This is a genomic window from Achromobacter aegrifaciens (assembly GCF_902859965.1).
Lineage (GTDB): Bacteria > Pseudomonadota > Gammaproteobacteria > Burkholderiales > Burkholderiaceae_B > Achromobacter > Achromobacter aegrifaciens.
Genome location: NZ_CADIKO010000004.1, coordinates 54,788 through 80,706, shown reverse-complemented (window position 1 = coordinate 80,706; position 25,919 = coordinate 54,788). Strand labels below are relative to the sequence as shown.

The following is a 25,919-nucleotide window of genomic DNA, read 5'->3' as shown; positions in this document are numbered from 1 at the left end:
CCAGGAGGCAGCCATGCCATTGCCAGACGAACCGGTCCAACCCGCGCCCGCAGCGGGCTGGCGCTTCAAATGCGGGATAGGTTTGTTCATCATCGCCTTCGCCCTGTGGTTCCTCATCCCGGTGGCAGGCTACCTGGACGTGCCAGGCCCGCGCATCGCCGCGCTGACCGGCACCATCTTCATCGCCAACAAGGTGCTGCTGCTGAGCTGCATCGCCGTCATGGGCAAGGAAGGCTTTCAGCGGCTGAAGTCCATCGTGTTCGGCCATGCCAAGAAGCTGGCGCCCGTGCAGAAGGTCGGCCCCGTGCGCCATGCCATCGGCCTGGTCATGTTCTTCCTGCCCATCCTGACCTCGGTGCTGGAACCCTACATCGACGAAATGTGGCCGGGCCTGCGACCCAATCTGTGGCAGGCCCAGCTGGTCGGAGACATCATGCTGATCGCCAGCTTCTTCGTGCTGGGCGGGGATTTCTGGAGCAAGCTGCGCGGCCTGTTCGTGCGGACGGTGTAGCGGGCGGGCCGCCACGGCCGGAGCCGGCGTTTTCATAGGAAAATGCCGGCTTGCGTTCCGACGCGTAACCTCAGCCATCAACCAGGATCCGCCATGCCGCAACTCGACATCTATCAGGTAGACGCTTTCACCGCCGCGCCCTTTGGCGGCAATCCGGCGGCGGTCGTGCCGCTGCAGGCATGGCTGCCGGACGAAACGCTGCAACGCATCGCGGAAGAAAACAACCTGTCCGAAACCGCCTACTTCGTGCGCAAGGGCGATGTCTACGAGCTGCGCTGGTTCACGCCCGCGGTGGAGGTGGACCTGTGCGGCCATGCCACGCTGGCGTCGGCCTGGGTGCTGTTCGAACAGCTGGGCGCAACGGAAGACGTGCTGCGCTTTGCCACGCGCAGCGGCGAACTGCAGGTGCGCCGCGCGAGCGACCGGCTGGCGATGGATTTTCCGGCCAAGCGTCCCGAAGCGCAGGAGATCCCGCCGGGTCTGCTGCAGGCGCTGGGCCTGCCGGGCGCGCAGGCGTTCTACAAGACGGACGACTATCTGGTGGTGATCGACGATGAAACGCGGATCGATGCCTTGAAGCCGGACTTCGCCGCGCTGGCGGCTTTCGAGACGCGCGGCGTGGCGGTGACGGCGCCATCGGCGCAATTCGATTTCGTGACGCGCTGGTTCGGGCCGCGGGTGGGCGTGAACGAGGATCCGGTGACCGGATCGGCGCACACCTCGCTGGCGCCGTACTGGGCCCAGCGCCTGGGCAAGCGCAGCCTGAGCGCGCAGCAGGGCGGGGCGCGCAAGGGCCAGTTGCAATGCGAGGTGCTGGATAACGGCCGGGTGATCATCAGCGGCCAGGCGGCGTTGTACCTGCGCGGCTCGATCTTCATCTGAAGCCTGGCGGGCCGCGGCGCAGGCGCGCGGCGGCGTAACAAAAGAGACGTTGACACGGTTTATGCTCAACACTAGCATAAACCGTGCTCTTTTTTTGATCATTAAATGCTCAATATGAGCATAACAATTCGCGAGGAGACGCGTCCATGGACACCCCCAACCGCCGGTACGTCGAATTCGATCTGCCTGCCACGACTAGCTGCCCCAGCGCCGTCGGCCAGGCCTGGGCCCGCGTGCCCGAACCCTTGCCAGCCAACGAACGCGCCGCCTGCGTGGCGCGCATACGCGAACTGCTGATGCGTGAACGCGCCGTGCTGGTCGCCCACTACTACGTCGATGCGGAGTTGCAGGAGCTGGCTGAACAGACCGGCGGCTGCGTCGGCGACTCGCTGGAGATGGCGCGCTTCGGCCGCGACCACGAGGCTCGCACGCTGGTGGTGGCCGGCGTGCGCTTCATGGGCGAGACCGCCAAGATCCTGAGCCCGGACAAGCGCATCCTGATGCCGGACCTGGACGCCACCTGCTCGCTGGACCTGGGCTGTCCGGCCGCCGATTTCGCCGCCTGGTGCGATGCCCATCCGGACCGGACGGTGGTGGTCTACGCCAATACCAGCGCGGAGGTGAAGGCGCGCGCGGACTGGGTCGTCACCTCGTCGATCGCGCTCGACGTGATCGCCGACCTGCATGCGCGCGGCGAGAAAATCCTTTGGGCGCCGGACCGCCATCTGGGCGACTACGTGCAACGCCAGACCGGCGCCGACATGCTGCTGTGGCAGGGGTCCTGCCTGGTGCATGACGAGTTCAAGGGCACCGAACTGGAGCTGCTGCGCGCCGAGCATCCCCAGGCCAAGGTGCTGGCGCATCCGGAATCTCCCGCGGCGGTGCTGGCGCAGGCGGACGTGGTGGGCTCGACCACCCAGCTGATCGAGGCCGCGCGCAAGTTCGACGCCGGGCTGCTGATCGTCGCGACCGACCAGGGCATCCTGCACAAGATGCGCGCGCAGGCGCCCGGCAAGACCTTCCTGGCCGCGCCCACCGCGGGCAACAGCGCCAGCTGCAAGAGCTGCGCGCATTGCCCCTGGATGGCGATGAACGCCTTGGGCAACCTTGCCGAGACACTGGAGCACGGCCGCAACGAGATCACGCTGGACCCCGCGCTGGGCCTGCGCGCCAAGGCGCCGATCGATCGCATGCTGGACTTCGCGGAACAACGCAAGCGCCGCGTGCAGGCCAGCGGCGACTTCGCACGCGACACGGCGCTATACGCCAGCGTCGGGCCGGCCTAAGGACTACCGGAGGTCCGCTCATGGAATTCGACGTCATCATCATCGGCAGCGGCCTGGCCGGCATGGCCGCGGCGCTGGAACTGGCCCCGCGCAGGCGGGTCGCCCTCGTGTCGAAGGGCGAGTTGCGCGACAGCGCCAGCAACCGCGCCCAGGGCGGCATCGCCGCGCCGCTGGGCGCGGACGACAGCATCGAGGCGCATGTCAGCGACACTCTGGTCGCGGGCGCAGGCCTGTGCGACTTGCCGGCCACGCGGCACATCATCTCCCGGGCCTGCGGCGCGATCGCCTGGCTGCAGGAGCAGGGCGTCGCGTTTACCCTGGAGCAAGGCGGCTTGCATCTGACGCGCGAAGGCGGGCACGGCCTGCGCCGCATCGCGCACGCGGCGGACGCGACCGGCAGCGCCATCGTCGCGGCGCTGGAGGACCGAGTGCGGCGGCAATCCGGCATCACGCTGCTGCAGGCGCATTGCGCCGTGGACCTGATTCTGGACGGCGCCGCGGGTACGGCCGCGGCGCGCTGCCGCGGCGTGCGCCTGCTGGACCTGCGCAGCGGGCGGATCTTCGACGCAACGGCCGGCCATGTCGTGCTGGCCACGGGCGGCGCGGGGCAGGCATACCAGACGACGACCGCGCCGCCGGCCGCGACCGGCGACGGCATCGCCATGGCCTCGCGCGCGGGCTGCCAGATCGCCAACATGGAGTTCACGCAATTCCATCCTACCGGCCTGCACCACGCGCAGGCGGGCGGATTCCTCATCTCCGAGGCCGTGCGCGGCGAGGGCGGTGTGCTACGCCTGCCCAACGGCGCGCGCTTCATGCCGGCGCACGATGCGCGCGCCGAACTGGCGCCGCGCGACATCGTGGCCCGCGCGATCCAGGGCGAGATGGAACGCCATGGGTTGGAATGCGTGCAGCTGGACATCAGCCACCAATCGCCGCAATTCCTGCGGGAACACTTTCCCACCATCCAGGCGCGCTGCCTGGCGCTGGGCATCGACATCACGACGGCTTCCATCCCGGTTGCGCCCGCCGCGCATTACACCTGCGGCGGCATCGCCGCCGACATGGCCGGGCGCAGCAACCTGCCCGGCCTGTACGCGGTGGGCGAGGCCGCCTGCACCGGGCTGCATGGCGCCAACCGCCTGGCCAGCAATTCGTTGCTGGAATGCGTGGTGACGGGGCGGGCTGCGGCGCAAGACATACTCGGGCAGAAGCGGGCCGATGTTTCCCGCAGAACTCCGGCACCCGACGCAATCGCCGTGCCGGCGTCGCCCGATCTGGCGCGGCTGCGGCGCGACCTGCGACAACTGATGAGCCGGGACGTGGGCGTGCTGCGCAGCGATGCATCGCTGGCGCGTGCGGCGGCCTTCATTGGTCCGCTGCGAGCACAGACGGAAGCGCGGCTGTTGCGCGAGGGCTTGAGCCTGGAACTGCTGGAGCTGCGCAACCTGGCTCTGGCGGCTGATCTCATCGTGCGGGCGGCGAGTGCGCGGGGTGAAAGCCGCGGGGCGCATTTCAACCGCGATCGTCCGGGCCAGGACGCCGTGGATTTGCGGCTGCGCGCGCCTGCCGCAACCGCCTAGGCGCGGGCAGGGCAGTGTCCGGCCGGCCAGCGGCTCAGGAAACCCCGGTCAGCAGATGCTGCGCGGCGCCCGTCGCCGCGCGCCTGAAACGCGACGGCGACACGCCCATGTGCTCGCGGAAGAAGCGGGAGAAATTGCCGGGCGTGGAGAAGCCCAGGTCCAGCGCTACGGAGGTCAGGGGCTGCTCCTGGTGTACCAGCAGGCGCACGGCTTCTTCGACGCGCACGGCGCTCCAGAAAACTTGCGGCGTGGTGTTGAGCTGATCGCGGAACAGCGCGAAGAAATGGCCGCGCGACAGGCCCACGCGGCTGGCGACTTCTTCGGCCGTGATGGGTTCATGGGCGTGCTCGCGCATGTAGGCGATCGCCGCGCGCAGCCGGCGGTCCAGCACCGGCGTCGCGGGCATCTGGTTGCGTGGGCGCTCCGGTTCGATCGACGATTCGATTGCCGCTTGCAGCAAGGCCTCGACTTCGGCATCCAGGTCCGCGCCGGGGTGGTCCTGCGGCGCCACGATCTTGTCCAGCAAGCGCCAACAGCCCTGGCGCACCGCCGCGTCGATGGGCACGCCCGGCGCCGCGAAGTGGAATGGCCGCCCCGTGGCGGCCCGCCGTTCGTCCAGCCAGGGCTTGGCGATGTAGAGCACCAGGAAGATGGCCGGGCCCGACCGTTCGAGCAGTCTGGCGTCGTGCGATTCGTACGTATTGGTGCCTAGCGCCAGGTGTTCGCTGTAGGGGACCGGAGTCTGGCCGACATGCCCCAGCACGCGCGCGCCGCCCAGCCACAGGGCCAGCTGCACTTCCGCATGCGCGTGCGCGATCAGGTCGTCGCGCAGTTCCAGCACAACGGCGCGGCCGAACGCGCCTTCGTGCAAGGCGTAGGTCTCCTGCATGTCTGTCTCCCGTTTTTCTTATCGCCTCGTCGCGCAAGCCTGGGCCTGCGTGCGGGCGGGTGCGGCGCTCAGGGAATTTTATGGGCGTTTACGCGTTTGTCCGCGCTAGGTGTATTCACTAGGCACAAAATCTGACTCTGCGATAAGTCCGCGCACGCAGCGATAAGCGCGCCACCGCCTGCGCCGATACAGTCCTGAAAAATTGCCGGCGCGGTGCCGATGCAAACAGCGACTGTTCAGATAAAGGGAGGCGGCAGCATGAGCACGCAACACGTCAACGGCATGGCCGTGGAAATCGACGGCGAGGGGCCGGCACTGTTGTGCATACACGGCCTGGGCGGTTCCTCGAATACCTGGACGCCCGTCATGGGCGCCTTCGACGGTTTCCGCGTGATCCGTCCTGATCTACCGGGCAGCGCTCGTTCGCCGCTGGGCGAAAAGCGCCTGTCCATCGCTACCTACGTGGACGCGTTGGTCGGACTGCTGGACGCATTGGATATCGATGTGGCGCATGTCGCCGCCCATTCGCTCGGAACCGTCGTGGCCCAGCATCTTGCCGTGGCGCATCCGGGCAGGGTCAAGTCGCTGGCCCTGTTCGGCCCGCTGGCCGCTCCGCCCGACGCGGGCCGGCCCGGCATCCGCGCGCGTGCGGAGCTGGCGCGCGGCGGCGACGCGGCCATGCAGGAGATCGCCGACGCCATCGTCAAAGGCGCGACCAGCGCCCAGACCAAGCAGGATCAACCCGCCGTGCTGGCGCTCGTGCGCGAGAGCGTGATGCGCCAACCGCCGCAAGGCTATGCGCAGAGCTGCGAGGCGCTGGCGGATGCGCAGCCGGCCGCCGTCGAGACTATCGGCGCGCCGGCCCTGCTGGTCACCGGCGATCAGGACGGCGTGGCGCCGCCCGGCAATGTCGAGGCCCTGGCCGCGCGCATGCCAGGCAGCCGCCGCATCGTGCTGGACGGATGCGGCCACTGGACCACCTACGAAAAGCCCCAGGCCTGCACCGAGGCCCTGCGGGAGTTCCACGCGGCGCTGCGCTAAGCCACGTTTTCCTGGCGTTTCAACATAAGAAATCGGCCCCAAACGCGGGCCGGAGGAGACCTGTCATGTCCAGAATTGCCATTACCAACGTCGTCATCTTCGATGGCAGCGGCAAGCAGCCTTTTCAAGGCGAGGTGCTGATCGACGGCGCGCGCATTTCGCAGGTCGCGCGCACGCCCGAGCAGGTGAGCCGGGAGGGTGCGCGCATCATCGATGGGCGCGGCCGCTTCCTGATGCCGGGCATGACGGAAGCGCATACGCATTTTTCCTGGAACGACCAGCCCACGCTGGCCGCGATCCAGTTCATGCCGCCGGAAGAGCACATACTCTGGTGCGTGCGCGTGGCCAAACGCTATCTGGAAATGGGCTGGACCTCGGCCATCGGCGCGGCCGCGGCCAAACCGCGCCTGGACGTGGTGCTGCGCAATGCCATCAATGCCGGCGAATGCCCGGGGCCGCGCTACCTGGCCGGCAGCCAGGAGATCACAACCATAGGCGCGCTGGGCGACAACTCGCTGCCGCACATGCCGTTCGACGAACTGAGCTTCGGCAGCGTGTGCTGTGGCCCCGAAGAGATCCGGCGCTCGGCGCGCACCTTCATCAAGTACGGCGTCGACCACCTGAAGATCAACCTGTCGGGCGAGTACATCGCCGGCCTGCCGGCCGAGATGTCGCCCTTCGCCGAAGACGAAATCGCCATGCTGGCGAACGAGGCCAAGCGCTATGGCAAGCGGGTCGCGGCGCATGCGCGCTCCAGCGAGTCAGTCAAGCAATGCGTGCGCCATGGCATCGAGATGATCTACCACGCCAGCTTCGCCGACGAAGAGGCGCTCGACATGCTGGAAGCCAACAAGGACCGCCATTTCGTTGCGCCCGGCATAGGCTGGCTGATCCGCACCGCCTTCAACGCTTCCGAATACGGCATCACGCCCGCCATCGCCGAACAGATGGGCTACAAGCGCGAGCTGGAAATCGCCTCGGAGTCGCTGCGCAAGATGCACAAGCGCGGCATCCGCATCCTGCCCGGCGGCGACTACGGTTTTGCCTGGATGCCCCACGGCACCAACGCCCGCGACCTCCAGTACTTCGTGGACTACATCGGCATGACCCCGACCGAAGCGCTCGTGTCCGCCACCCGGCTGGGCGGCGAGATCATGCAACGTCCGCACGAATTGGGCATGCTGCGTCCTGGCTATCTGGCGGACGTGGTCATGGTCGATGGGGATCCGCTGAAGGATCTGTCGTTGCTGGTGGATCCGGAGCGGATCTTGCTGGTGATGAAGGATGGGGAGGTGTGTAAGGACATTTCCCGGCAGGGGTTGGATGCGGAGCCGCTGCGTGCCGAGGCGGGCAGGGAAGCTGCGCTGGTGTTGTGAGTCTGGCGGCGCCTTTCCAGGCGCCGCGTTCACCCGCTCAAGCCTCTCCCACCCCCTCCCTCACGCTAGCTGCCAGCATCTGCGCCGTCGCCGCCGACAAGGTCCAGCCCAGGTGCCCATGCCCCGTGTTGTAAAACACGCCGGGCCGCCTGCCCGGGCCCACGCGGGGCATCATGCTCGGAGTCATGGGCCGCAGCCCGCACCACGGCACCACGCGCGAAGTTCGGATGCCGGGGAAGTGCTTGCGGGTCCAGTCCACCAGGGGCTGCACGCGCTCCGCGCGGATGTCCATGTTGAAGCCATTGAACTCCGCCGTGCCGGCCACGCGGAAGCGGTCGCCTAGGCGGCTGGTGACGATCTTGGCGGCTTCGTCCAGCAGGCTGACGCGCGGCGCGGCCGCCTGGCTGGCGGCGTCGTCCAGATGCACGCTGATGGAGTAGCCCTTGACCGGGTAGATGTTGAGCGTGTCGCCCAGCTGCCTGGCGAACTGCCGGCTGACGGCGCCGGCGCAGACGACGATGGCGTCGGCCTCGTGCTGTTCGCGGCGCGTGCCGCCTTCGCGTACGACGTCGAGCACGTAGGGCGCGCCGTCCAGGCTGATGTTGCGGATGTCCGCGTCCTGCGCGAAGCGCACGCCGCGGCGTTCGCAGGCGCGAGCCAGGCCGCTGGTGAACTTGTGGATGTCGCCGGTGGCGTCCGAAGGCGTGTAGAAGCCGCCATGGCAGGCGGTTTGCAGCGTGGGCTCGATGCTGCGCGCTTCCTCGGGCGACACCGCGTAGCGCTCCAGCCCGCCTTCCTGCAGCAGGGCATTGGCGCGGCGCGCGGTCTCGAAGCTGGCGGCGTCGTGGTAGATGTGCAGGATGCCGCGGCGCTCCAGGTCGAAATCTATGCCTTCTTCTTCCGCCATGGCGTACAGATGCTGGCGCGCGGCGATGGCCAGCCGGGTGGTCTCGATCGTGTTGCGGCGGTAGTTGCGGATCTGTCCGATGAACTGCGCCAGCCAGGAGTACTTGTGCCAGCTGAAGCGGGGATTGAGTAGCAGCGGCGCGTTGTGGCGGCCGAGCCAGCGCAGGCCTTTCATGATGGTGGCGGTGCTGTTCCAGACCTCGGCGTTGCTGGCCGACAACTGGCCGCCGTTGGCGTAGGAGGTCTCCATGGCCGGATAGCGCTGGCGGTCATAGACAGTGACGTGATATCCCAGTTTGCTCAAGGCATAGGCGGACGTGACGCCGGTGATACCGGCGCCAATGATGGCGATGCGGGGCATGATGGCTCCAGATTGAGTGGCCGCGGCCACCCGGCCGCAGCACCCCATCTGTCTCTGTACCTGAGAGCTTCACCCGCGGCGCAGACGGCGGCGGGTTCCCCTTCGGTGGGCGCGCTTGGCGCCTCTCTCCAGATTGTCTAGACCGCGCAGTCCTGTTTGCCTGAGAGTTTCCGGGGCGGTTGCTCCGTCGGCGCCTGCCGCGGGGGCAGGTCTCTTCTGCGGGGTTTTGGATCGACGAGGCGAGAATAGCCAAATTCCCCTGGGATGAGACCAAGGGTTAGTACCAATAAGGCGTCGCATCGCGCTACGATGCATGCGCGCCGCCGTCGCGGCGCCACGGATCCGACACGACAGGGAATGACGAGAATGCGCTTGAACAGCATGCTGCGCACGGGATTGTTTGCGCTGATGGCCGCAGGCTGCGCGCTGGCGCAGGCCGGCCAGGCAGAGACGGACCGCAAGGTCGACGAGGCGGTCCAGGCCGTCATGCGCGAACACGGCATTGCGGGCATGTCGATCGCCGTGACCCGCAACGGGACACAGCATTTCTACAACTATGGCGTGGCGTCCAGGCAGACCGGCAGGCCTGCCGGCAGCGATACGCTGTACGAGATCGGCTCCATCAGCAAGACCTACACGGCAACCCTGGCAGCCTATGCACAGGTGCGCGGCCGCCTGGCCTTGAGCGACAGTCCGGCCAAGTACCTGCCGGAGCTCGCCGGCAGCGACTTCGCCAAGCTGAGCCTGATCAACCTGGGGACGCACACGACCGGCGGCTTCCCCTTGCAGGTGCCCGACGCGATCAAGAACCAGGCGCAGCTGATGGCCTATCTCAAGGCCTGGAAGCCCGAGCATGCCGCTGGCACGTATCGCACCTACGCCAACCCCAGTATCGGCATGCTGGGCATGGTGGCGGCCAAGAGCCTGAACCGGCCGTTCAAGGCGGCCATGGAGCGGGACCTGTTTCCGAAGCTGGGCCTGACCAGCACCTACATCGACGTGCCCGCCGCCAGGATGGCGGACTACGCGCAGGGCTACAACAAGCAGGATGCCCCCGTGCGCGTGAATCCGGGCGTGCTGGCCGACGAGGCCTACGGCGTGAAGACCAGCGCACGCGACCTGATCCGCTTCGTCGACGCGAACATGGGTTTGAACCTCGCCGATGCCGAGCTGCGCGGCGCAATCGCGCAGACGCACGTCGGCTATTTCCAGCTGGGCGACATGACCCAGGATCTGGTCTGGGAGCAATTGCGCTATCCGGCAACGCTGGACGCGCTGTTGACGGCCAATGCCGGCAACTACAACAGCCAGAGCCAGCCCGTGGCGGCGTTGAACCCGCCGCTGCCGCCGCAGGAGACCGTGTGGATCAACAAGACGGGTTCGACCAATGGCTTCGGCGGTTATGTGGCGTTCGTGCCGTCGAAGAAGCTGGGCATCGTGATACTGGCCAACCGGAATTATCCCAACGAGGCCAGGGTCCGGCTGGCGTACCGGATCCTGGGCGAGCTGGAGCAATAGGCCCGCTATCGCGCGGGCGGCTGCCTCGCCGCGTCGTAGCGGGGCAGCAGGTCCATCACTTCCAGGCGCTTGCACAATTGCGCCAGCCGCTCCATCTTGTAGGCATTCACGTCCATGCCGGCGTAGTCATAGAAGCCCTGGCCGTCGCGCAGCCCGTTGCGCCCTTGTTCCATATTGCGGGCGATGACCGCAGGCGAGGAGAAGCGCGGATCGATGGCACCGGCGAGGTAGCGCGAGGCGTAGTAGAGAATGTCGCCGCCGCCCCAGTCGATGAACTCCAGCAGCCCCAGAACCGAAAAACGCAGGCCGAAGCCCAGGCGCACGGCCGTGTCGATGTCTTCGGCGCTGGCCACGCCTTCCTCCACCATGCGGGCCGCTTCGTTCATGGCCAGGGCCTGGATGCGGGGCACGATGTAGCCCGCGGCGGGGGCGCACTGCACGGGCTTCTTGCCCGCCAGGCGCAGCGCTGCCAGCAGCCCTTGCGTCGCGGCCTCGCTGGTCTGCGGGCCGCGGCTCACTTCCACCAGCGGTATCAGGTAGGCGGGGTTGAGCCAGTGCGCGTTCAGGAAGCGCTGCGGGTTTTGCACCAGTTCCGCCAGCTCGGTGATCAGAAAGGTGGACGTGGTGGACGCGATGATGCTGTCCGGCGCGCAGGCCGCTCCCAGCCATACAAAGGCATCGCGCTTGGCGTCCAGGCGTTCAGGCACGGCTTCGAACACCACGCGCGCCTGCCGCAGGTCTGCCTCCGCATCCTCGCGCGTGCATAGGCGCACGCGCGCCAGCGCAACCTCCGCCTGCGCGGCGTCGAGCAAGCCCAGGCTGCACAGGATGCCGAGCTCGCGGCGCAGGTCGTCCCGCACACGGGCGAAGTACCCGGCCTGCTCGGCGGACGTGCGCGATTTGATGTCTATCAGCGTGACGTCCAGTCCCGCATGGATGTATGACAGCGTGATGCCCACGCCCATGCGGCCGGCGCCGACTACGCACATTTTTTCATTCATGGCTTGCATCTCCGTGTCAGCAGCCTTCGGCCAGAAGCTGGCGCATGTCCGCGTGCGACAGGCGGTCCAGGCCCAGGCGTTCGAATGTGCGTCCTTCCGCGTAGAGGTCGCGGCCGGTGACCGCGCTGGCCAGGCTCAGCAGGCCTTGCGCGACCGGCGTCGGCACGCCCGCCCAGCGGCCGGCGGACACCAGGAATGACAGGCCGAGCCGCGTGTCTTCGAGCATGTAGCGGTGCGTGTGCAGGTCTATGTCCTCGCGCCAGTCGCCGCTGTCGGTGAGCTTGCCATGGGCGCCGCGGCCGTACATCCATTCATCGCCTTCGGCGGCATAGTGGTCGGCCAACGGGAAGTGGGGCGCGGCATAGCCCAGGGCCACACGGATGGCGATGCGCTCCGCGTCCAGCGCGTCGGTCACGCGCCGTATGGAGGCCTGGGTGCCTTCGTTGTGGATGTCCCATTTGTCGAAGTGTTCCAGCGGCCCTGCATTCATCATGATGAGCGGCGGATGGATGATGGGGCCGGCGTTCATCAGTGCGCCCGAAAGTCCGTCCTCTATCGGTTCGATGCTGGGGTAGGCGCGCTGGACCACGGCCAGCGCCTGCTTCGACAGCCGCCGCGGAAAGACGCCGGTGGGCAGACGGGTGGCGTAGCCGCTGATCACGACCTTTTCGCCATGCTTGCGGGCCAGATAGGGCAGGGTGCCGGTTTCGGCGAAGGCCGTATCCGCGACGTTTCCCGCGTCTTTCATGGCGCGGGCGAAGACGTAGCAGCCGAAGGTGCCAGGCGGCAGGAACACGACCTGGCCGTCGCGCAGCAGCGGCGCCAATTCCCGCGCCAGCGCTTCGTGGGTGGTGGAAGGCAGGGGAATGACCAGCAGCTCCGCATGCTCCACGGCTGTGGCCAGGTCGCGCACCAGCTGCAACTGCCGCGGTCCGTCGCCCAGCGGAACCTGGCGGCTGCCGCGATAGTCGGTGACCGTCAGCGCGCCCGCATCCCGCAAGCCCTGGAAGGCCGACCAGTCCCTGCGCCACCAATGCACGTGATGGCCTTTCTCAAACAGCTCGGCCGCTGCCGCGTAGCAGCCGTGGCCGCCGCCTATGACGCTGATTCTCATGGTCAAGCTCCGTCAGATGGAGCCTTGATCCTAGCGGCGGCGTGCAGGCGGGGCTGCGCCGAACGCGCAAGCGGCGTTCCGATCCGGCAAGCGAATCCGGCGCTGCCGTGCGACGCCTAATGCCTGCTTTGGCGCAGGGTGTCCGACGGCAGGCAGCCGTAGCGCTTGCGGTAGTGGGTGGCGAAATGCCCGAAGCTGGAAATGCCGTGCCGCAGCAGGATGTCGGTGACGCTATCGCCTTCGCCGGCTTGCGCAAGCGCCGCGTGCACCTGGGCCAGCCGCTGGTTGCGCACGTAGTCGCTGGGACTCTGCTTCAGGAACTGCGAAAAGCCGTTTTGCAGCGTGCGCACGGAGACGCCGCAGTAGGCCGCCAGGTCCATCAGCGATAGCGGCTGGTCCAGATGGCTTTCTATGTAATCGCGCGCGCGCCGCACGTGCAGCGGCAACGGCTGGCGGCGGTCTGCCTGCAAGGCCTCGGAGTAGTTGTGCGGCAGCTGGGTCAGCAGCAGCGTCAGCAGGTAGTCCGAAAAGCCGGCGGCCAGCGTTTGTGTGACGCCTTCAATGGCGGGATGGCGGTACAGCCGGCACAGATAGTCCAGCGTTTCGCGCACCGCCACCGGTCCGGGAGCGTCGGCATCCATTTGCAGGTCGAACACCAGCGCCTGCTTGATAGGGCGTTCAAGCAGCCGCTGCAGCTGGCGCTCCAGCGCCTCGCGCTCGATGCGCAGGATCAGGTTGCGGCAGTCGCGGCCGATGCGGATCACGCTGCGCTCGGACGGCGAGGAAATGGTCAGGCTGCCCGCGCTCATCGACGCGCTGCGCTTGCCCAGCGTGATCAGCCCGGAGCCTTGCAGCGTGATTCGGATCAGGTAGTAGCTGGCGATATCGCCGGCGTCGATCTCGACTTCCGCGCCATAGTGCAGATCGAACAAGGCCGCATTGCCGAAGAAGACGCCGTACAGGCGGGATTGCAGGGGTTTTCCCGGGGGGACGCACATGCGGTGCGACCAGAGGTGCTGGCTGACCTGGTCCTTGATCTCGGCGATGTTGCCCGAGTCCAGCAAGCAATGGCGGTCCAGCGGATTGGTGTCGTTGAACATGCTTTCCTGCGCAGCGGGAACAGTCATTGCGTCAGGCGTATAGAGGCTGGCTGCGCAAAGACCTACAAAAGATGGGCCTGCAAGCAAGTGAGACGCGACCCGGTCCTTGGGCATGGGCAGATCTCACCACCATACAAGGGAAACAAACCATGACTGACGGCAGCCCGCGGCACGGATCAAAACCTAGCTACGCCTACGAGTGGTATGTCGTGGTGATATGCATGCTAGCGTACATATTTTCCTTCGTCGACAGGCAGATCCTGGCGCTGATGATCGAGCCCATCAAGCACGACCTGCAGCTGTCCGACACGCAATTCAGCTTGCTGCACGGGCTGGCGTTTTCCTTGTTCTACGCCTTCATGGGCATACCGATCGCCTTGCTGGCGGATCGCTATTCGCGGCCCAAGATCATCGCGATCGGCGTCGCATTCTGGAGCCTGGCCACGGCGGCCTGTGGCCTGTCGCGCAATTTCGCGCAGATGTTTCTTGCGCGGATCGGCGTGGGCGTGGGCGAGGCGGCGCTGTCGCCTGCCACGTACTCCATGCTCAGCGACATGTTTCCGCGTGAAAAACTGGGGCGCGCAGTCGGGATATATTCGATCGGCTCGTTCATCGGCGGCGGCATGGCATTCCTGATCGGCGGCTACGTCATCAACCTGCTCAAGAGTGTGGATACCGTTGCCTTGCCCTGGATAGGCGCGATGCGGCCCTGGCAGGTGACCTTCTTCATTGTGGGATTGCCAGGCCTGCTGATCGCGCTGCTGATCCTGCTGACGGTGCGAGATCCGCAGCGGCTGGGCTTGCGGCGCAATGCCTCGGGGCAGGTGCAGAAGCCCGCCATGAAAGATACTTTCCGCTTCCTGGGCCGCCACCGCAGCACCTTTTTCTGCCACTACCTGGGCTTCTCGTTCTATGCGATGGTGCTGTTCGCGCTGCTGGGCTGGACGCCGGCGTTCTACATGCGCAAGTTCGGCATGTCGCCTTCGGAAGCCGGCTACATGCTGGGCGTGGTCGTGCTGGTCGCCAACACCGCCGGGGTGTTCTGCGGCGGCTGGCTGATGGACTGGCTGGCCAAGCGCGGCTACAGCGATGCGCCGCTGCGCGCCGGCGTGATCGGCGCGGCCGGCATGGCCTTGCCGGCGGTGATCTTCACCCAGGTCGATTCCCTGTGGTGGTCGGTGGGCTTGCTGCTGCCGGCCATGTTCTTCGCCTCGTTCCCCATGCCGACCTCGACGGCTGCGATGCAGATCCTGCCCCCCAATCAGCTGCGCGCCCAGGTGTCGGCGCTATTCCTGCTGATCTCGAACCTGATCGGGCTGGGCCTGGGCACCACCGCCGTGGCCATGCTGACTGATCGGTTGTTCAAGAACCCGGCGGCAGTCGGGCAATCCATCTCGGTCCTGATTGGCGTGGCCGCGGTGTTGTGCATCGGCCTGCTCGCCGCTGGCTGCAAGCACTACCGGCGTAGCCTGAACCTGGAGGCGCAGGAGGCGCCGCCGCTTGCGCCGGCGCGCGTGTCGCCCTGAACGTGGCTGCCCGGGTCGCGATGCGGCCCTTTTTTGAACTCTGTTACCTCTCCGTTGAACTGCACATTCCTCGTAAAAGAAATGGTGCCGGGGATGCGCTATAACGGACGCTTGACGCATTACTGTTCCTCCAATTCATGCCCCGTTTTTCCCGCTGTTCGTCGCTGACCCTGTCCGTTGCCCTGGTGGGCGTCCTGGCGGGATGCTCATCCCCCAAGCCAGAGTTCGAAAAAGAAGACTTCACCCAGAACAACACCTACTCGCGCACCGTCGAAGCAAGTAACGTCGCCGCCTGCGACGCGGGCCGCCGCGCCTTGCTGAGCCAGGGCTACAACATCGACAAGTTCGAGGGTTCGCGGGTCACGGGGCACAAGAATTTCCAGGACGAGAACGGCCAGCATACGCAGATCGCCTTCAACATCGAATGCGCCTCCGACGGCAGCGCGAACGAGCGCGCCACGGTGTTCGCCAACGCGGTGCAGGACCGCTATTCGATCAAGCGAACCAACAGCTCGGCCAGCGTGGGGGTGAGCGTGCTGGGGCAGGTGTCCATGCCGTTCGGCTCCAGCGACGATTCGCTGGTGAAGACGGGCAGCCAGACGGTTGCGCGACCCAAGTTCTACGAAGGTTTCTTCCAGTTGCTGCAGCGTTTCCTGCCGGACGCGCAGGCGGCCGCCGCGCCTCATCCGCCAGCGAGCCGTGCCAAGGCGCAGCCCAAGGCCGCGCCGGCCGAGCCCGCGGAATCTCCGGACAAGCCAGCCGATACCCTGAATCCGGCCGCGGCCAACGGCGGTAGCGAATCTCCAAAAGCGCCGGCGCCTGGTGGGCCCGCGTCCGCCGCTCCGGCAAGCGCCGCGCCGGCAAGCGCCGCGCCGACATCCGCCGCGCCCGCTTCGACCGCTCCCGCTCCGGCGTCGGCCCCTGCATCCGGCGCGGCCGCCCCGGCCAGCCCCGAGGCGGCCAAGTAAGGCAGCCTTGCGGGGCACCGCTTGCCGTAGCGCAAACGGATGCGCCGCGCCGACTCGCGGCGCGGTCCGCATCCGGCGATAATCGCGGGCATCATGACCTATCAACTCCTGAAAATGCTTCACGTGGCGGCCGTGGTCGCCTGGCTGGGCGGATCGCTGTTCGTGTCCTTGTTCCTGCTGTCCTCGCAGCCGCAGGACAGCGAAGAAGCGCCCAAAGAACGCAAGATGCTGGGCGCGTTGCGCCGTTGGACTCTCTACGTGACCACGCCGGCCATGGTGCTGACCTGGCTGGTCGGCCTGCACCTGGCCATGACTTTCGGCTGGTTCGCGATGACCTGGATCTGGGTCAAGGTTGGCTTCGCGCTGGCGCTGTCGGCGCTGCTCGGCATCCAGAGCGCGGCATTGCGGCGCATGGCCAATGGCAGCGCCAAGCGTCCGCCGCTGGTGGATCTGTACGCGCCTTTCACCGTCATCGCTTCCGCGGCCATCGTGACGCTGGTGGTCGTCAAACCCTTCTGATCTGCGCGGCGCATGTGCCGGGACCATATGCCCAGCCGCCATAACCAAACGCCCCTGTAATAAGGACTCAACGAACTATTCGTTCGCGGGGTCCGTCCCCCTCCCTAGAATCGTTTCTCTCATAACCGCATAGCCTGAGAGGCGATTCCAACATGACTTCCCGTTTCTTCAAGCGCCTGCTGGGCGCGGTGCTGGCTTCGGCGGCAATGTTCCATGGCCCGGCATTCTCGGCCGATCCCAAACCCCTGAAGGTGGGCGTGCGCGGTGGCGTCGACGAGCAGATCTGGGAGGTGGTGGCCCAGGTCGCCAAGAAGAACGGCCTGGCCGTGGAGCCCGTGGTGATCACAGGCACCGCCAGTCCGAACGAGGCGCTCAACAACGGCGACCTGAACGCCAACGCCTTCCAGCACATCCCCTTCCTGAACGACCAGATCAAGCAGCGCGGCTACAAGCTCGTATCCGTGGCCAACACGCTGATCTCGCCCATCGCGTTCTACTCCAGGAAGTACAAGTCACTCAATGAGCTGCCCGAAGGCGCCCGCGTCGGCATTCCCAACGACCCCAGCAACCAGACGCGCGCGCTGGTCATCCTGCGCGACCAGGGCCTGATCACGTTGAAGGACGGTTTCGATCCGGCCACCGGCACGGCGACCTTGGCGGACGTGACCTCCAACCCCAAGAAGCTCAATTTCGTGGAAAGCGCCTCCGTGGTGCTGGCGCGCTCGCTGCCGGACGTGGACACCGCGGCCATCGTCAACAGCTTCGCCTATCAGGCCGGGCTGATCGCCACGCGCGACGGCATCGCGGTGGAAAAGAAGGAAAACAACCCCTACGTGAACATCATCGCGGTTCGCGAACAGGACAAGAACGCGCCCTGGGTGCCTGAACTGGTCAAGGCCTATCACTCCGAGGAAGTGCGCCAGTTCATCCTGAGCAAGTACGAAGGCTCGGTGATTCCGGTTTTCTGAGATCGGAATCGGGCAATGATGCAACACGAATTCTCCATGGCCGAGCTGGCCGACGCCGCACCGCGACCGCAGGCCGTTGATGCGCACGTCGTGTTCGAAGGGCTGCAGAAGCGCTACGAGGGCGCGCAGGGGCCGGTGGCCGCGCTGTCCGATGTGTCGTTTTCCATTGCCCGCGGCGAGGTCTTCGGCATCATCGGACGCAGCGGCGCAGGCAAGTCCACGCTGCTGCGTTCCATCAACATGCTGGAGCGGCCCAGCGCCGGCCGGGTGCGGGTGGACGGCGTGGATGTGGGCGGCCTGGACGAGAACGCGCTGGTGGGGCTGCGCCGTCGCATCGGCATGATCTTCCAGCACTTCAACCTGCTGTCGGCCAAGACCGTGGCCGAGAACGTGGCCTTGCCTTTGCGCGTGGCGGGCGTCAGGCCCGCCGCGGCGCGGGCTCGGGTGGAGGAACTGCTGGAACTGGTGGGGCTGCGCGACAAGGCCGATGTCTATCCGGCCAAGCTGTCCGGCGGCCAGAAGCAGCGGGTGGGCATCGCCCGCGCGCTGGTGCATGAACCGGAGATCCTGCTGTGCGACGAAGCCACGTCGGCGCTGGACCCGGAAACCACGCAGTCGATCCTGGCCTTGTTGCTGGACATCAACCGCAAGCTGGGCCTGACGGTGGTGCTGATCACGCACGACATGGCGGTGATCCGCGAGGTCTGCCACAGGGTGCTGGTGCTGGACGGTGGCCGCAAGGTCGAGGAAGGCGAGGTCTGGCGCGTGTTCGGCAATCCCCAGGCCGATGCCACGCGGGCCTTGCTGCGGCCCTTGCAGCACGACTTGCCCGCCGATCTTGCCGGCAGGCTGGTGCCCGACCTGCAGGGCCGCGCGGGCATAGCGGTGCTGCGGCTGCGCTTTACGGGGCAGGGGCGTCCGGATGGCGTGTCCCTGCAGGCGTTGGCCGCGCTCGGCGCCGGTGCGACGTTGCTGCATGGCGGACTGGACCGTTTGCGCGGCCATGCGCAGGGCAGCCTGCTGGTGTCCGTGCCTGCGGACGCATTACAGGAAGAGGCCGCGCGCGCCGCGCTGGTGGCCGATCAGATCAAGGTGCTGGGTTATGTCGCTGCCGATGCTTGATAAATACCTGCAGGCATTCCTGCAGACCCTGGCGATGGTGAGCGTCTCTGCCGTCATCGCCATCGTTTTGGGCCTGACGCTGGCTGTGGTGCTGACCGTCACCGCGCCGGGCAATCTCTATCCCAGGCCGCGCTTCAACAAGGTCCTGTCGGTGACGGTCAATACCTTCCGCGCCATCCCCTTCATCATCCTGCTGGTGGCGATGCTGCCGTTCACGCGCTTCCTGGTGGGTACCACGCTGGGCACGTGGGCCGCCATCGTGCCGCTGTCGGCCAATCTGGTGCCGTTCTTCGCGCGCATCGCCCAGGTCAGCCTGAACGACGTGGACCACGGGTTGGTGGAGGCCGCCAGGGCCATGGGGTGCCGTCGCTGGCACATCGTGCGCCACGTGCTATTGCCGGAAGCCTTGCCGGGCATCATCGGCGGCATGACCGTCAGCGTCATCGCAATGATCAACGCCTCGGCCATGGCAGGCGCCGTAGGCGCCGGCGGCCTGGGCGATCTGGCGATCCGCTATGGCTACGAACGCTACGAGACGCGCGTGATGTTCGAGGTGATCGTGATCCTGATCGCGCTGGTCTCCATCGTGCAATTCACCGGTGAATGGCTGTCGCGCCGCGCCGACCACAAACGCTGATTCCGCGCCGGGGCTGTGCGCCCCGGCCTTACCCGAACATACAGGAACGCTGAAATGTCTTTGTCCCCGCAACACGGTTTTGCCACGCGCGCGATCCACCTGGGCTATGACCCGCTGGACGAGCAGGGCGCCTTGTCTCCGCCCCTCTACCTGACTTCCACATACACCCAGGACGGCATCGAGTCCTTCGACCAGATCCGCCTGGGCGAAAAGCAGGGTTACGTCTACGGCCGCACCCGCAATCCGACGCAGGCGCTGCTGGAAGAGCGCCTGGCTTCGCTGGAAGGCGCCGAAGCCGGCGTGGTGACCGCGTCCGGCATGGCGGCGATTTCGGCGACCCTGTTCTCGCTATTGCAAAGCGGCGATGAAATCGTCGTGGACCAGATTGTGTACGGCACCGCCTTCACCCTGTTCACGCAGGGACTGGCGCGCTTTGGCGTGCGCGCGGTATTCGCCGACTTCACCCGCCCCGAGACCGTAGCCGCGGCCATCGGTCCCAAGACACGCGCGGTCTATTTCGAGACGCCGGCCAATCCCAACCTGCGCCTGGTGGATATCGCGGCGGTGTCCGCCATTGCCCGCGGCAAGGGGCTGCTGACCATCGTCGACAACACCTTCGCGACGCCGGTGCTGCAGCGTCCGCTGGAGCATGGCGCCGACATTGTGCTGCATTCGGCCACCAAGTACCTGGGCGGCCACGGCGACCTGCTGGCCGGCGCCGTGCTGGGGCGCAAGGAACACATCGACGCAATCCGGCTGCAAGGGCTGCGCTACTTCACGGGCGCCACCTTGTCGCCGTTCACCGCCTTCCTGGTGCTGCGCGGCATCAAGACGCTCGAGCTGCGCGTGGCGCGCCACAGCGAATCCGCCTTGAAGGTGGCCAGGCTGTTGCGCGAGCATTCCGCGGTGGCCGACGTGTTCTATCCCGGCTTGGCGGATACGGCGGGCGCGGAGATCGCGCGTCGCCAGCAATCGGCCGGCGGCGGCCTGGTCGCGTTCGAACTCAAGGGCGGACTGGCGGCGGGGCGCGCGCTGCTCAACAGCCTGAAGCTCGCGCGCATCGCGGTCAGCCTGGGCGATCCCGAAACCCTGATCCAGCATCCCGCGTCCATGACGCATGCCAGCTACTCGGCCGAGGATCGCGAACGCTACGGGCTGTCGGAGGGCTTGCTGCGGCTGTCGGTGGGCCTGGAGACGCCCGAGGACATCCTGGCCGATCTCAAGCAGGGCCTGGACCGGGTGTAGCGGCTGCGCGCCGCCACGCCACCCATTCCCCACTGTCCTCGAAGTTGCGTGGCCCGCGCGCGGCGGCGGCCAGCCCCGCGCGCAGCGCGCCCATGTCCAGCCCGGGCATGTTCCGTTGCAGGGCGGGAGGCAGCCGTTCGGCGTCCAGCGTGGCCTCGTCGAACTCCATGGCCATCAGCCCGCCGCCGTCGCTGGGCACGCGCAGGAACCACAGGCCTTCCATGTAGTCGCCCGACCAGGGGTCGGGAAAGACGGCCTGCGTATAGCGGAAGCCGAATTCATGGATCTCGCTCCAGGGCCAGAATTCCCGCTGGCCCAGCGCGCGCGCCAGTTCGCTGCTGCGCGTGAAGCCGGCTTCATCGAAGCTCAGGGTTTCGCGCAGGGGATCTTCGGGCGGCGTCGGGCCGGCTAATAGCCGTTTGATGAATGACCACATGGCGCAGGGGCGGGTGACGGGAGACCAGTGTAGCGGCCGTGCGCTCTGCAAAAATGTTACAACGTTTGATCGAAGTCAAATCCGCAGGGCAGGGCTCGGAGTAGCGTTTGCGCTTTTCCCGACAGCGGCCCCAGGCGCAAGCCTGACAGGCGCGGACAGGACGATCAGCGTAGCGAGGACAGGATCGATGACAGACAAGACAACGCCAGCCACCGAACAAGCCGTAGCCGAGACGCCGCGCAAGCGCGCGGCCAAGCGGACCGCAGGCGCTGACACCAGGGCGGTCACCAAGCCGGCCGTCAAGACGGTAGTCAAGACCGTCGTCACGCCAGTGACCACCAGCCGCAAGCCGCGCGCGGCCAAGACGCCCGCGGCGGGCGACGCCGTGTCGGCCGCGGCCGCCGCCGAGCCGGCTCTCGATGTGCGCAAGCGCGTCGTCGCGCGCCAGGACGCCGCGCGTCAGGAGACGGTGGCCGTGCTGGCCGATATCGCCCGTCGCTACAACGTCAGCGCACCGGCCCAGGCGCGCGAGGCGCTGCGCTCGGTCATTGAGGAACTGTCGCCGGACGACGCGCAGGCCGTGCATCGCGCGCTGCTGGAAGCCAATTCGGCAGCGCCGCGCACGCGCCGCAATCCCGACGATGAGCTGGCCGCGGACTGGCGCGAAGGCATCTATCCCTATCGCCACCGCATGCTGCGCCGTAACTACGAAAAGCAGAAGTACAACCTGCAGGTCGAACTGCTGAAGCTGCAGGCCTGGGTCAAGGCCACCGGCCAGCGCGTCGTGATCCTGTTCGAAGGCCGCGACGCCGCCGGCAAGGGCGGCACCATCAAGCGCATGATGGAACACCTGAACCCGCGCGGCGCGCGGGTGGTCGCATTGGAGAAGCCCTCCGATACGGAAAAGGGCCAGTGGTACTTCCAGCGTTACGTGCAGCATCTGCCCACCGCGGGCGAGATCGTCATGTTCGACCGCTCCTGGTACAACCGCGCCGGCGTGGAGCGCGTGATGGGCTTCTGCACCCAGAACGAATACCTGGACTTTCTGCGCCAGGTGCCGGACTTCGAGCGCCATCTGGTCAGCAGCGGCATTCACCTGATCAAGTTCTGGTTCTCGGTCAGCCAGGAAGAGCAGCGCCGCCGTTTCCTGCAGCGCAAGGTGCATCCGCTCAAGCAGTGGAAGCTCAGCCCGGTGGACCTGGCCTCGCTGGACAAATGGGACGACTACACCCGGGCCAAGGAGGCGATGTTCGCGCACACCGACACGGCCGATGCGCCCTGGGTGGTGGTCAAGTCCGACTGCAAGAAGCGCGCGCGGATCAACGCGATGCGCTACGTGCTCAGCCGCCTGCCGTACGAAGGCAAGAGCAGCGATCCCATGATGGCGCTGGATTCGCTGATCGTGGGCCGCGCGCTGTAGCTGCTCAGGCGCCCAGCGCCTGCAGGTTCAGCGTGTAGCTGCGTCCGATCCACACCGCGCAGTCGCGGTGGTCGCGCAGGGAGTCGCCTGTGTTGGGATGCATGAAGACATCCAGCGCCCCGTGGTGCAGCGTCAGCCAGGTGGCGATCTCCGCGAAGCGCTCGGGCGTGAAGGCAATCTGGTAGCTCCACTGGGGATGCGGGCCGACGGGGCGCTCATGGAAGCGCCCCAGTTCCATCTGGCCGGCAAAGCGCGCGGCGATCCGTTCGCGCAGGGCGTGGGCGGCGTCGCGGCTGGCGGCGTCGAAATAGACATGGGCGTGCCAACTGGCGACGGCGCTGGTTTGGGGTTCGGTCATTGCTGGTGCTCCGTCGGTGTCAGCCGCCCGCGCGCTTGGCGCGGATGCCTTGTTTTTGCAGGGATTCCATGACGCGCTCGCAGTGGTCGCCCTGGATTTCGATCACGCCGTCCTTTACCGTTCCGCCGGAGCCGCAGGCGTTGCGCAGCTGTTTGCCCAGCGCATTCAGCGCCGCGCCGTCCAGCGCCAGGCCCTTGATCACGGTGACGCTCTTGCCGCCGCGCCCCTTGGTTTCGCGCGACACGCGGGCCACGCCATCGCCGGCGGGAATCGTCTGTGCCTGTTTGCACAGGCACTGCGCCAGCGGCTTGCGGCATTCGGGGCACATGCGGCCGCCGTCGGTGGAATAGACCAGGCCGCCTGTAGAACTGCTTTTCATGATGGACACGCGCAAAAGTCCCTATCTTAATCGCCGGCAGGCCAGCCAGTCCCGGCCTTACAGCAGACCGGCTTCGCGCGCCAGGGCCACGGCGCGGGTGCGGCTGTCGGCGCACAGTTTTACGTTCAGGTTGCGCAGATGGGTGCGCACGGTGCTTTCGGATACGAACAGGCGCTGGGCGATGGCGTTGTTGGAATGGCCGTCCGCGACCAGGCGCAGCACGTTCAGTTCCTTGGCCGTCAAGGCGTCGGCCGGCGCGCGCTCGGCGGCTGGCGCGGCCGGGCTGGCGTCCACGGGCATCCAGGCATGGCGTTGGAAACGGTTGAACCAGGCCTGGGCTGACGCGCAGCCATTCAACCATGCGCAGCCGACTGGCGAGGAGAAAAAGCGCGGCAATAGCGAGAGGAAGGCGCTGCCTTCGTCAGCCAGCACGCGGCATAGTCCCTCGCGCTGCGCCGTGTCCAGCAAGGTTGTCAGCTGCTGGTGGGCTTGCGCTTCATCGCCCGCGCGCGCCAGGGCGACGGCGCGGAATATCCCCAACTTGTAGGCGCGCCGGACGCGGCGGGCCGATACGGCGCGCGCAATGTCCGCATCCAGCTGGCGCAACGCATCCCCGGGCCTGCCCGTGTAGGACTGCACGCGCAGCATCCCCAGCCGCGGGTACAGCAAGTCGTTGGAAGGCAGGCGCAGCGTTTCGATGCGAGCCCACAGATCGTCGTCTTCCGCGCGCCTGAGCTCGTCGTGCGCGGCCTGCGGGTGTCCTTGCAGCAGCAGCACGCGCGCGCGCTCCACGCGGGCGCTGCCTGCAATCCGGGGCAGGCGGCGTTGATGGCCGAGGTACTCCAGTTCGCCCAGCAGATAAAAGGTCTGCACGATGTCGCCCGACAGAAAGGCGATGCGCGCCAGCATCACATAACCGAGTATCAGATGGTCCGGGTGTCCCGTGTCCCGCCCCAGCGGCACGTAGACGCGCAACAGCCGGGCAGCCTGCTCCAGATCGCCGGCTTCGTAGACCCCGGCCGCGTACAGCACGCCGGCCCAGGCGTTGCCGTTGGCCTGGCCGTACGCGCCTTTGCGGGTGGAGTGGACCGCCATGCGGAAATGCGCGCCAGCCTGACGCATGCGGCCCTCCTGCAGGTCGATGATGCCCTCCACCGCTTCGGAGTACATCTGATTGAAGGCGCTGGCGGCCAGGCTCTGCGCGCGGCGGGCGGCATCCAGCAGTTGTTGCGCTTCCTGGTAGCGGCCAAGCACGGCTGCGACGTTGGCCATGGCATTGGCCAAGGCAGTCGCGGCGAAGGTGGATGCGTTTGCCGCGGCGGCGATGCCGGGCATGCCGAGCGCGTAGGCCTCTTCGTGGCGATCGGTCATGGAGAGCAGCAAGGGCCGCAGGGCCTGCACGTGCGCGCGGACGTCGGGATCGGGGCTGCAAGCCAGCCTAAGCTCGTCCATCTGCAGCGATGCCTCGCTGGCGCCCCGCGTAAAACAGGTTGCCCACACCTGCACCGCCTGCAGCGACGGGCGGCGGGCCAGGACGGCCGCGGGCAATTGCGTGAACCAGCGGGAGAGCAGCCGCATGCGCCCCTCGGCCAGCAGCGCTTCCGCGTGTGTCGCCAGCAAGGCGAGGGCCTGATCGAAGTCGCCGCCTTCGATGGCATGATCGATGGCAGGAACAGGACGGCCCTGCTCGGCGTACCAGCGGGAGGCCGCCAGATGCAGCGCGGGAATGTCCGCTGGATCCTGCTGCCGCAGTCTGGATTGCAGATAGCTCGCGAACAGGCCGTGGTAACGGTATTGAGCCGCATCCGCGGAGGAGCGCGACAGCAGGATCTGCCCGTCTTCCAGTTCGCGCAGGATGCTGCCGCAGTCCAGGTCCGGCAGCAAAGCCTGGCATAGCGCCGCGTTCAGTTGCTTCAGGATGCTGGTGCGCAACAGAAAGCGCCGCAACTCGGGCGTCTGTCCGGCGAGCACATCCTGGGCCAGATAGTCGGAGACGGACTGGTCGCTGCCCGAAAAGCGTTCGATGAACGCCGAGGCGGAGTCCTGTCGCGCCAGCGAGGCGCAGGCCAGCCAGAGCGCGGCGATCCAGCCTTCGGTCTTGTGATGAAGCTGGCCGATTTCGGCGCGCGTGATCGCAGGGTTGCGCCGGGCGAAGAACAGGGTGGTCTCGTCCAGCGAAAAGCAAAGCTGGGCGGCGTCGATTTCCAGCAGCCGGCCGTCGGCCCGCAAGCGTCCCAGTTCCAGGCCGGTGGCGTGACGCGACCCGATCAGCAGCCGGCCCTGTGGCGGCAGGCGGTTGATCAGGTTCTGCACGAAGTCCAGCACGCCTGGCGCGACGATGGACTCGAACTCGTCCAGCACCAGCGCAAAGGGGGCGGTTTGCGTAGCGATGGCTTCGATGAGGGCGAGCGCCAGCGCGTCGTCGGCCTCCATGTTCGCCAGCGCCCCGGGCGGTGCGGCCAAGGGTTCCAGCGCGGCGGTCAGGCATCGCAGAAAGCGCGGCAGATCGTTATCGCCGCGGTCCAGCGTCAGCCACGCACCGCGCACGGATTGCGCGCTCAAGCGGGCCAGGCACTGGGCTAGCAGCGTGGTCTTGCCATAGCCGGCGGGGCCGCGCGCGAGGACGATCTTGGGACTGCCGGGCGCACAGACCAGCGCGCACAGCGATTCACGCGGGATGTGGTCGGCGTGGGCAGCGGGGATGCCGAGCTTGCCGCTGGCCAGCGCATGTCCGGGCGAAAACAGAGGGCGCATGATCTGCCTGTTGGGTGAG

The 25,919-nt window shown here is 67.0% G+C and carries 24 protein-coding genes and 2 riboswitches; of the genes, 15 read left to right on the top strand and 9 right to left on the bottom strand.

Features of this window, described 5'->3' with window-relative positions; genetic code table 11:
- The first annotated feature begins 13 nt into the window (after nt 1–13).
- The 4 genes from HV793_RS24920 to nadB all read left to right on the top strand — a co-directional run bounded on the left by HV793_RS24920 (nt 14) and on the right by nadB (nt 4,262).
- Nucleotides 14–511 (top strand): transporter suffix domain-containing protein, encoded by a 498-nt coding sequence (locus HV793_RS24920; RefSeq protein ID WP_119449960.1) that lies wholly within the window; start codon nt 14–16, stop codon nt 509–511.
- A gap of 93 nt (nt 512–604) precedes the next feature.
- Nucleotides 605–1,393, top strand: a complete 789-nt coding sequence (locus HV793_RS24915; protein WP_119449959.1) for a PhzF family phenazine biosynthesis protein — start codon at nt 605–607, stop codon at nt 1,391–1,393.
- Between the two features lie 146 nt (nt 1,394–1,539).
- Entirely contained in the window at nt 1,540–2,679 is a 1,140-nt protein-coding gene (gene nadA, locus HV793_RS24910; RefSeq protein ID WP_175214096.1) for a quinolinate synthase NadA, read from the top strand.
- Between the two features lie 20 nt (nt 2,680–2,699).
- Nucleotides 2,700–4,262, top strand: coding sequence for an L-aspartate oxidase (nadB, locus tag HV793_RS24905; RefSeq protein ID WP_175214095.1), 1,563 nt, complete (start codon nt 2,700–2,702; stop codon nt 4,260–4,262).
- Nucleotides 4,263–4,296: 34 nt separating this feature from the next.
- On the opposite strand, the gene HV793_RS24900 is transcribed toward nadB, so the two are convergent.
- Nucleotides 4,297–5,151 carry a helix-turn-helix domain-containing protein gene (locus HV793_RS24900; RefSeq protein ID WP_175214094.1) on the bottom strand — a complete coding sequence of 285 codons (855 nt, stop codon included), beginning with the start codon at nt 5,149–5,151 and terminating at the stop codon, nt 4,297–4,299.
- A 258-nt stretch (nt 5,152–5,409) separates the two neighbouring features.
- Between HV793_RS24900 and HV793_RS24895 the strand changes: the two genes are divergently transcribed.
- Both HV793_RS24895 and HV793_RS24890 read left to right on the top strand, forming a co-directional pair.
- Complete coding sequence (locus HV793_RS24895; RefSeq protein ID WP_175214093.1) at nt 5,410–6,192, top strand: alpha/beta fold hydrolase; 783 nt, start codon at nt 5,410–5,412, stop codon at nt 6,190–6,192.
- Nucleotides 6,193–6,257: 65 nt separating this feature from the next.
- The gene (locus HV793_RS24890; protein WP_175181816.1) at nt 6,258–7,568 is read left to right on the top strand and encodes a metal-dependent hydrolase family protein; all 1,311 of its coding nucleotides are present in this window, start codon (nt 6,258–6,260) and stop codon (nt 7,566–7,568) included.
- A 37-nt stretch (nt 7,569–7,605) separates the two neighbouring features.
- On the opposite strand, the gene HV793_RS24885 is transcribed toward HV793_RS24890, so the two are convergent.
- Nucleotides 7,606–8,835: a D-amino acid dehydrogenase gene (locus HV793_RS24885; RefSeq protein WP_119449954.1), complete on the bottom strand. Its 1,230-nt coding sequence runs from the start codon at nt 8,833–8,835 to the stop codon at nt 7,606–7,608.
- 44 nt (nt 8,836–8,879) lie between these two features.
- Nucleotides 8,880–8,971: riboswitch (glycine riboswitch) on the bottom strand.
- 1 nt (nt 8,972) lies between these two features.
- Nucleotides 8,973–9,064: riboswitch (glycine riboswitch) on the bottom strand.
- 128 nt (nt 9,065–9,192) lie between these two features.
- Between HV793_RS24885 and ampC the strand changes: the two genes are divergently transcribed.
- Nucleotides 9,193–10,353, top strand: a complete 1,161-nt coding sequence (ampC, locus tag HV793_RS24880; protein WP_425321815.1) for a class C beta-lactamase — start codon at nt 9,193–9,195, stop codon at nt 10,351–10,353.
- Nucleotides 10,354–10,358: 5 nt separating this feature from the next.
- On the opposite strand, the gene HV793_RS24875 is transcribed toward ampC, so the two are convergent.
- The 3 genes from HV793_RS24875 to HV793_RS24865 form a co-directional block, all read right to left on the bottom strand.
- On the bottom strand, nt 10,359–11,354 hold the full coding sequence (locus HV793_RS24875) for a 3-hydroxybutyryl-CoA dehydrogenase (protein WP_425321814.1): 996 nt from the start codon (nt 11,352–11,354) through the stop codon (nt 10,359–10,361).
- 16 nt (nt 11,355–11,370) lie between these two features.
- Nucleotides 11,371–12,468 (bottom strand): NAD/NADP-dependent octopine/nopaline dehydrogenase family protein, encoded by a 1,098-nt coding sequence (locus HV793_RS24870; protein WP_119449951.1) that lies wholly within the window; start codon nt 12,466–12,468, stop codon nt 11,371–11,373.
- Nucleotides 12,469–12,584: 116 nt separating this feature from the next.
- Entirely contained in the window at nt 12,585–13,595 is a 1,011-nt protein-coding gene (locus HV793_RS24865; protein WP_225589267.1) for an AraC family transcriptional regulator, read from the bottom strand.
- 122 nt (nt 13,596–13,717) lie between these two features.
- Between HV793_RS24865 and HV793_RS24860 the strand changes: the two genes are divergently transcribed.
- From HV793_RS24860 to HV793_RS24830, 7 genes are all read left to right on the top strand, one after another.
- Nucleotides 13,718–15,094 carry a spinster family MFS transporter gene (locus HV793_RS24860; protein ID WP_082400869.1) on the top strand — a complete coding sequence of 459 codons (1,377 nt, stop codon included), beginning with the start codon at nt 13,718–13,720 and terminating at the stop codon, nt 15,092–15,094.
- Nucleotides 15,095–15,231: 137 nt separating this feature from the next.
- Entirely contained in the window at nt 15,232–16,062 is an 831-nt protein-coding gene (locus HV793_RS24855) for a DUF2242 domain-containing protein (protein ID WP_175214090.1), read from the top strand.
- 93 nt (nt 16,063–16,155) lie between these two features.
- Complete coding sequence (locus HV793_RS24850; protein ID WP_054453660.1) at nt 16,156–16,581, top strand: CopD family protein; 426 nt, start codon at nt 16,156–16,158, stop codon at nt 16,579–16,581.
- A gap of 152 nt (nt 16,582–16,733) precedes the next feature.
- Complete coding sequence (locus HV793_RS24845) at nt 16,734–17,549, top strand: MetQ/NlpA family ABC transporter substrate-binding protein (RefSeq protein ID WP_054452716.1); 816 nt, start codon at nt 16,734–16,736, stop codon at nt 17,547–17,549.
- Nucleotides 17,550–17,564: 15 nt separating this feature from the next.
- Nucleotides 17,565–18,671 (top strand): methionine ABC transporter ATP-binding protein, encoded by a 1,107-nt coding sequence (locus HV793_RS24840; RefSeq protein ID WP_054452714.1) that lies wholly within the window; start codon nt 17,565–17,567, stop codon nt 18,669–18,671.
- The gene (locus HV793_RS24835; RefSeq protein WP_054452712.1) at nt 18,652–19,308 is read left to right on the top strand and encodes a methionine ABC transporter permease; all 657 of its coding nucleotides are present in this window, start codon (nt 18,652–18,654) and stop codon (nt 19,306–19,308) included. Before HV793_RS24840 ends, HV793_RS24835 begins: the two co-directional genes overlap by 20 nt.
- Before the next feature lie 54 nt (nt 19,309–19,362).
- Nucleotides 19,363–20,553, top strand: a complete 1,191-nt coding sequence (locus HV793_RS24830; RefSeq protein ID WP_175214089.1) for a trans-sulfuration enzyme family protein — start codon at nt 19,363–19,365, stop codon at nt 20,551–20,553.
- Here HV793_RS24830 and HV793_RS24825 read toward each other — a convergent pair.
- Nucleotides 20,528–20,989 carry a hypothetical protein gene (locus HV793_RS24825; protein WP_054452708.1) on the bottom strand — a complete coding sequence of 154 codons (462 nt, stop codon included), beginning with the start codon at nt 20,987–20,989 and terminating at the stop codon, nt 20,528–20,530. The two genes, HV793_RS24830 and HV793_RS24825, sit on opposite strands and share 26 nt — an antisense overlap.
- Before the next feature lie 187 nt (nt 20,990–21,176).
- On the opposite strand from HV793_RS24825, the gene ppk2 reads away from it, so the two are divergent.
- On the top strand, nt 21,177–22,409 hold the full coding sequence (gene ppk2 / locus HV793_RS24820) for a polyphosphate kinase 2 (RefSeq protein ID WP_054452704.1): 1,233 nt from the start codon (nt 21,177–21,179) through the stop codon (nt 22,407–22,409).
- Between the two features lie 4 nt (nt 22,410–22,413).
- Here ppk2 and HV793_RS24815 read toward each other — a convergent pair whose 3' ends face one another.
- From HV793_RS24815 to HV793_RS24805, 3 genes are read right to left on the bottom strand one after another with little or no spacing between them, the layout of a single operon-like run.
- Nucleotides 22,414–22,767 carry a DOPA 4,5-dioxygenase family protein gene (locus HV793_RS24815; RefSeq protein ID WP_119449945.1) on the bottom strand — a complete coding sequence of 118 codons (354 nt, stop codon included), beginning with the start codon at nt 22,765–22,767 and terminating at the stop codon, nt 22,414–22,416.
- A 19-nt stretch (nt 22,768–22,786) separates the two neighbouring features.
- Nucleotides 22,787–23,146: a translation initiation factor Sui1 gene (locus HV793_RS24810; RefSeq protein ID WP_054453658.1), complete on the bottom strand. Its 360-nt coding sequence runs from the start codon at nt 23,144–23,146 to the stop codon at nt 22,787–22,789.
- A gap of 57 nt (nt 23,147–23,203) precedes the next feature.
- Nucleotides 23,204–25,900, bottom strand: coding sequence for a winged helix-turn-helix domain-containing protein (locus HV793_RS24805; RefSeq protein ID WP_244958696.1), 2,697 nt, complete (start codon nt 25,898–25,900; stop codon nt 23,204–23,206).
- Nucleotides 25,901–25,919 lie beyond the last annotated feature (19 nt).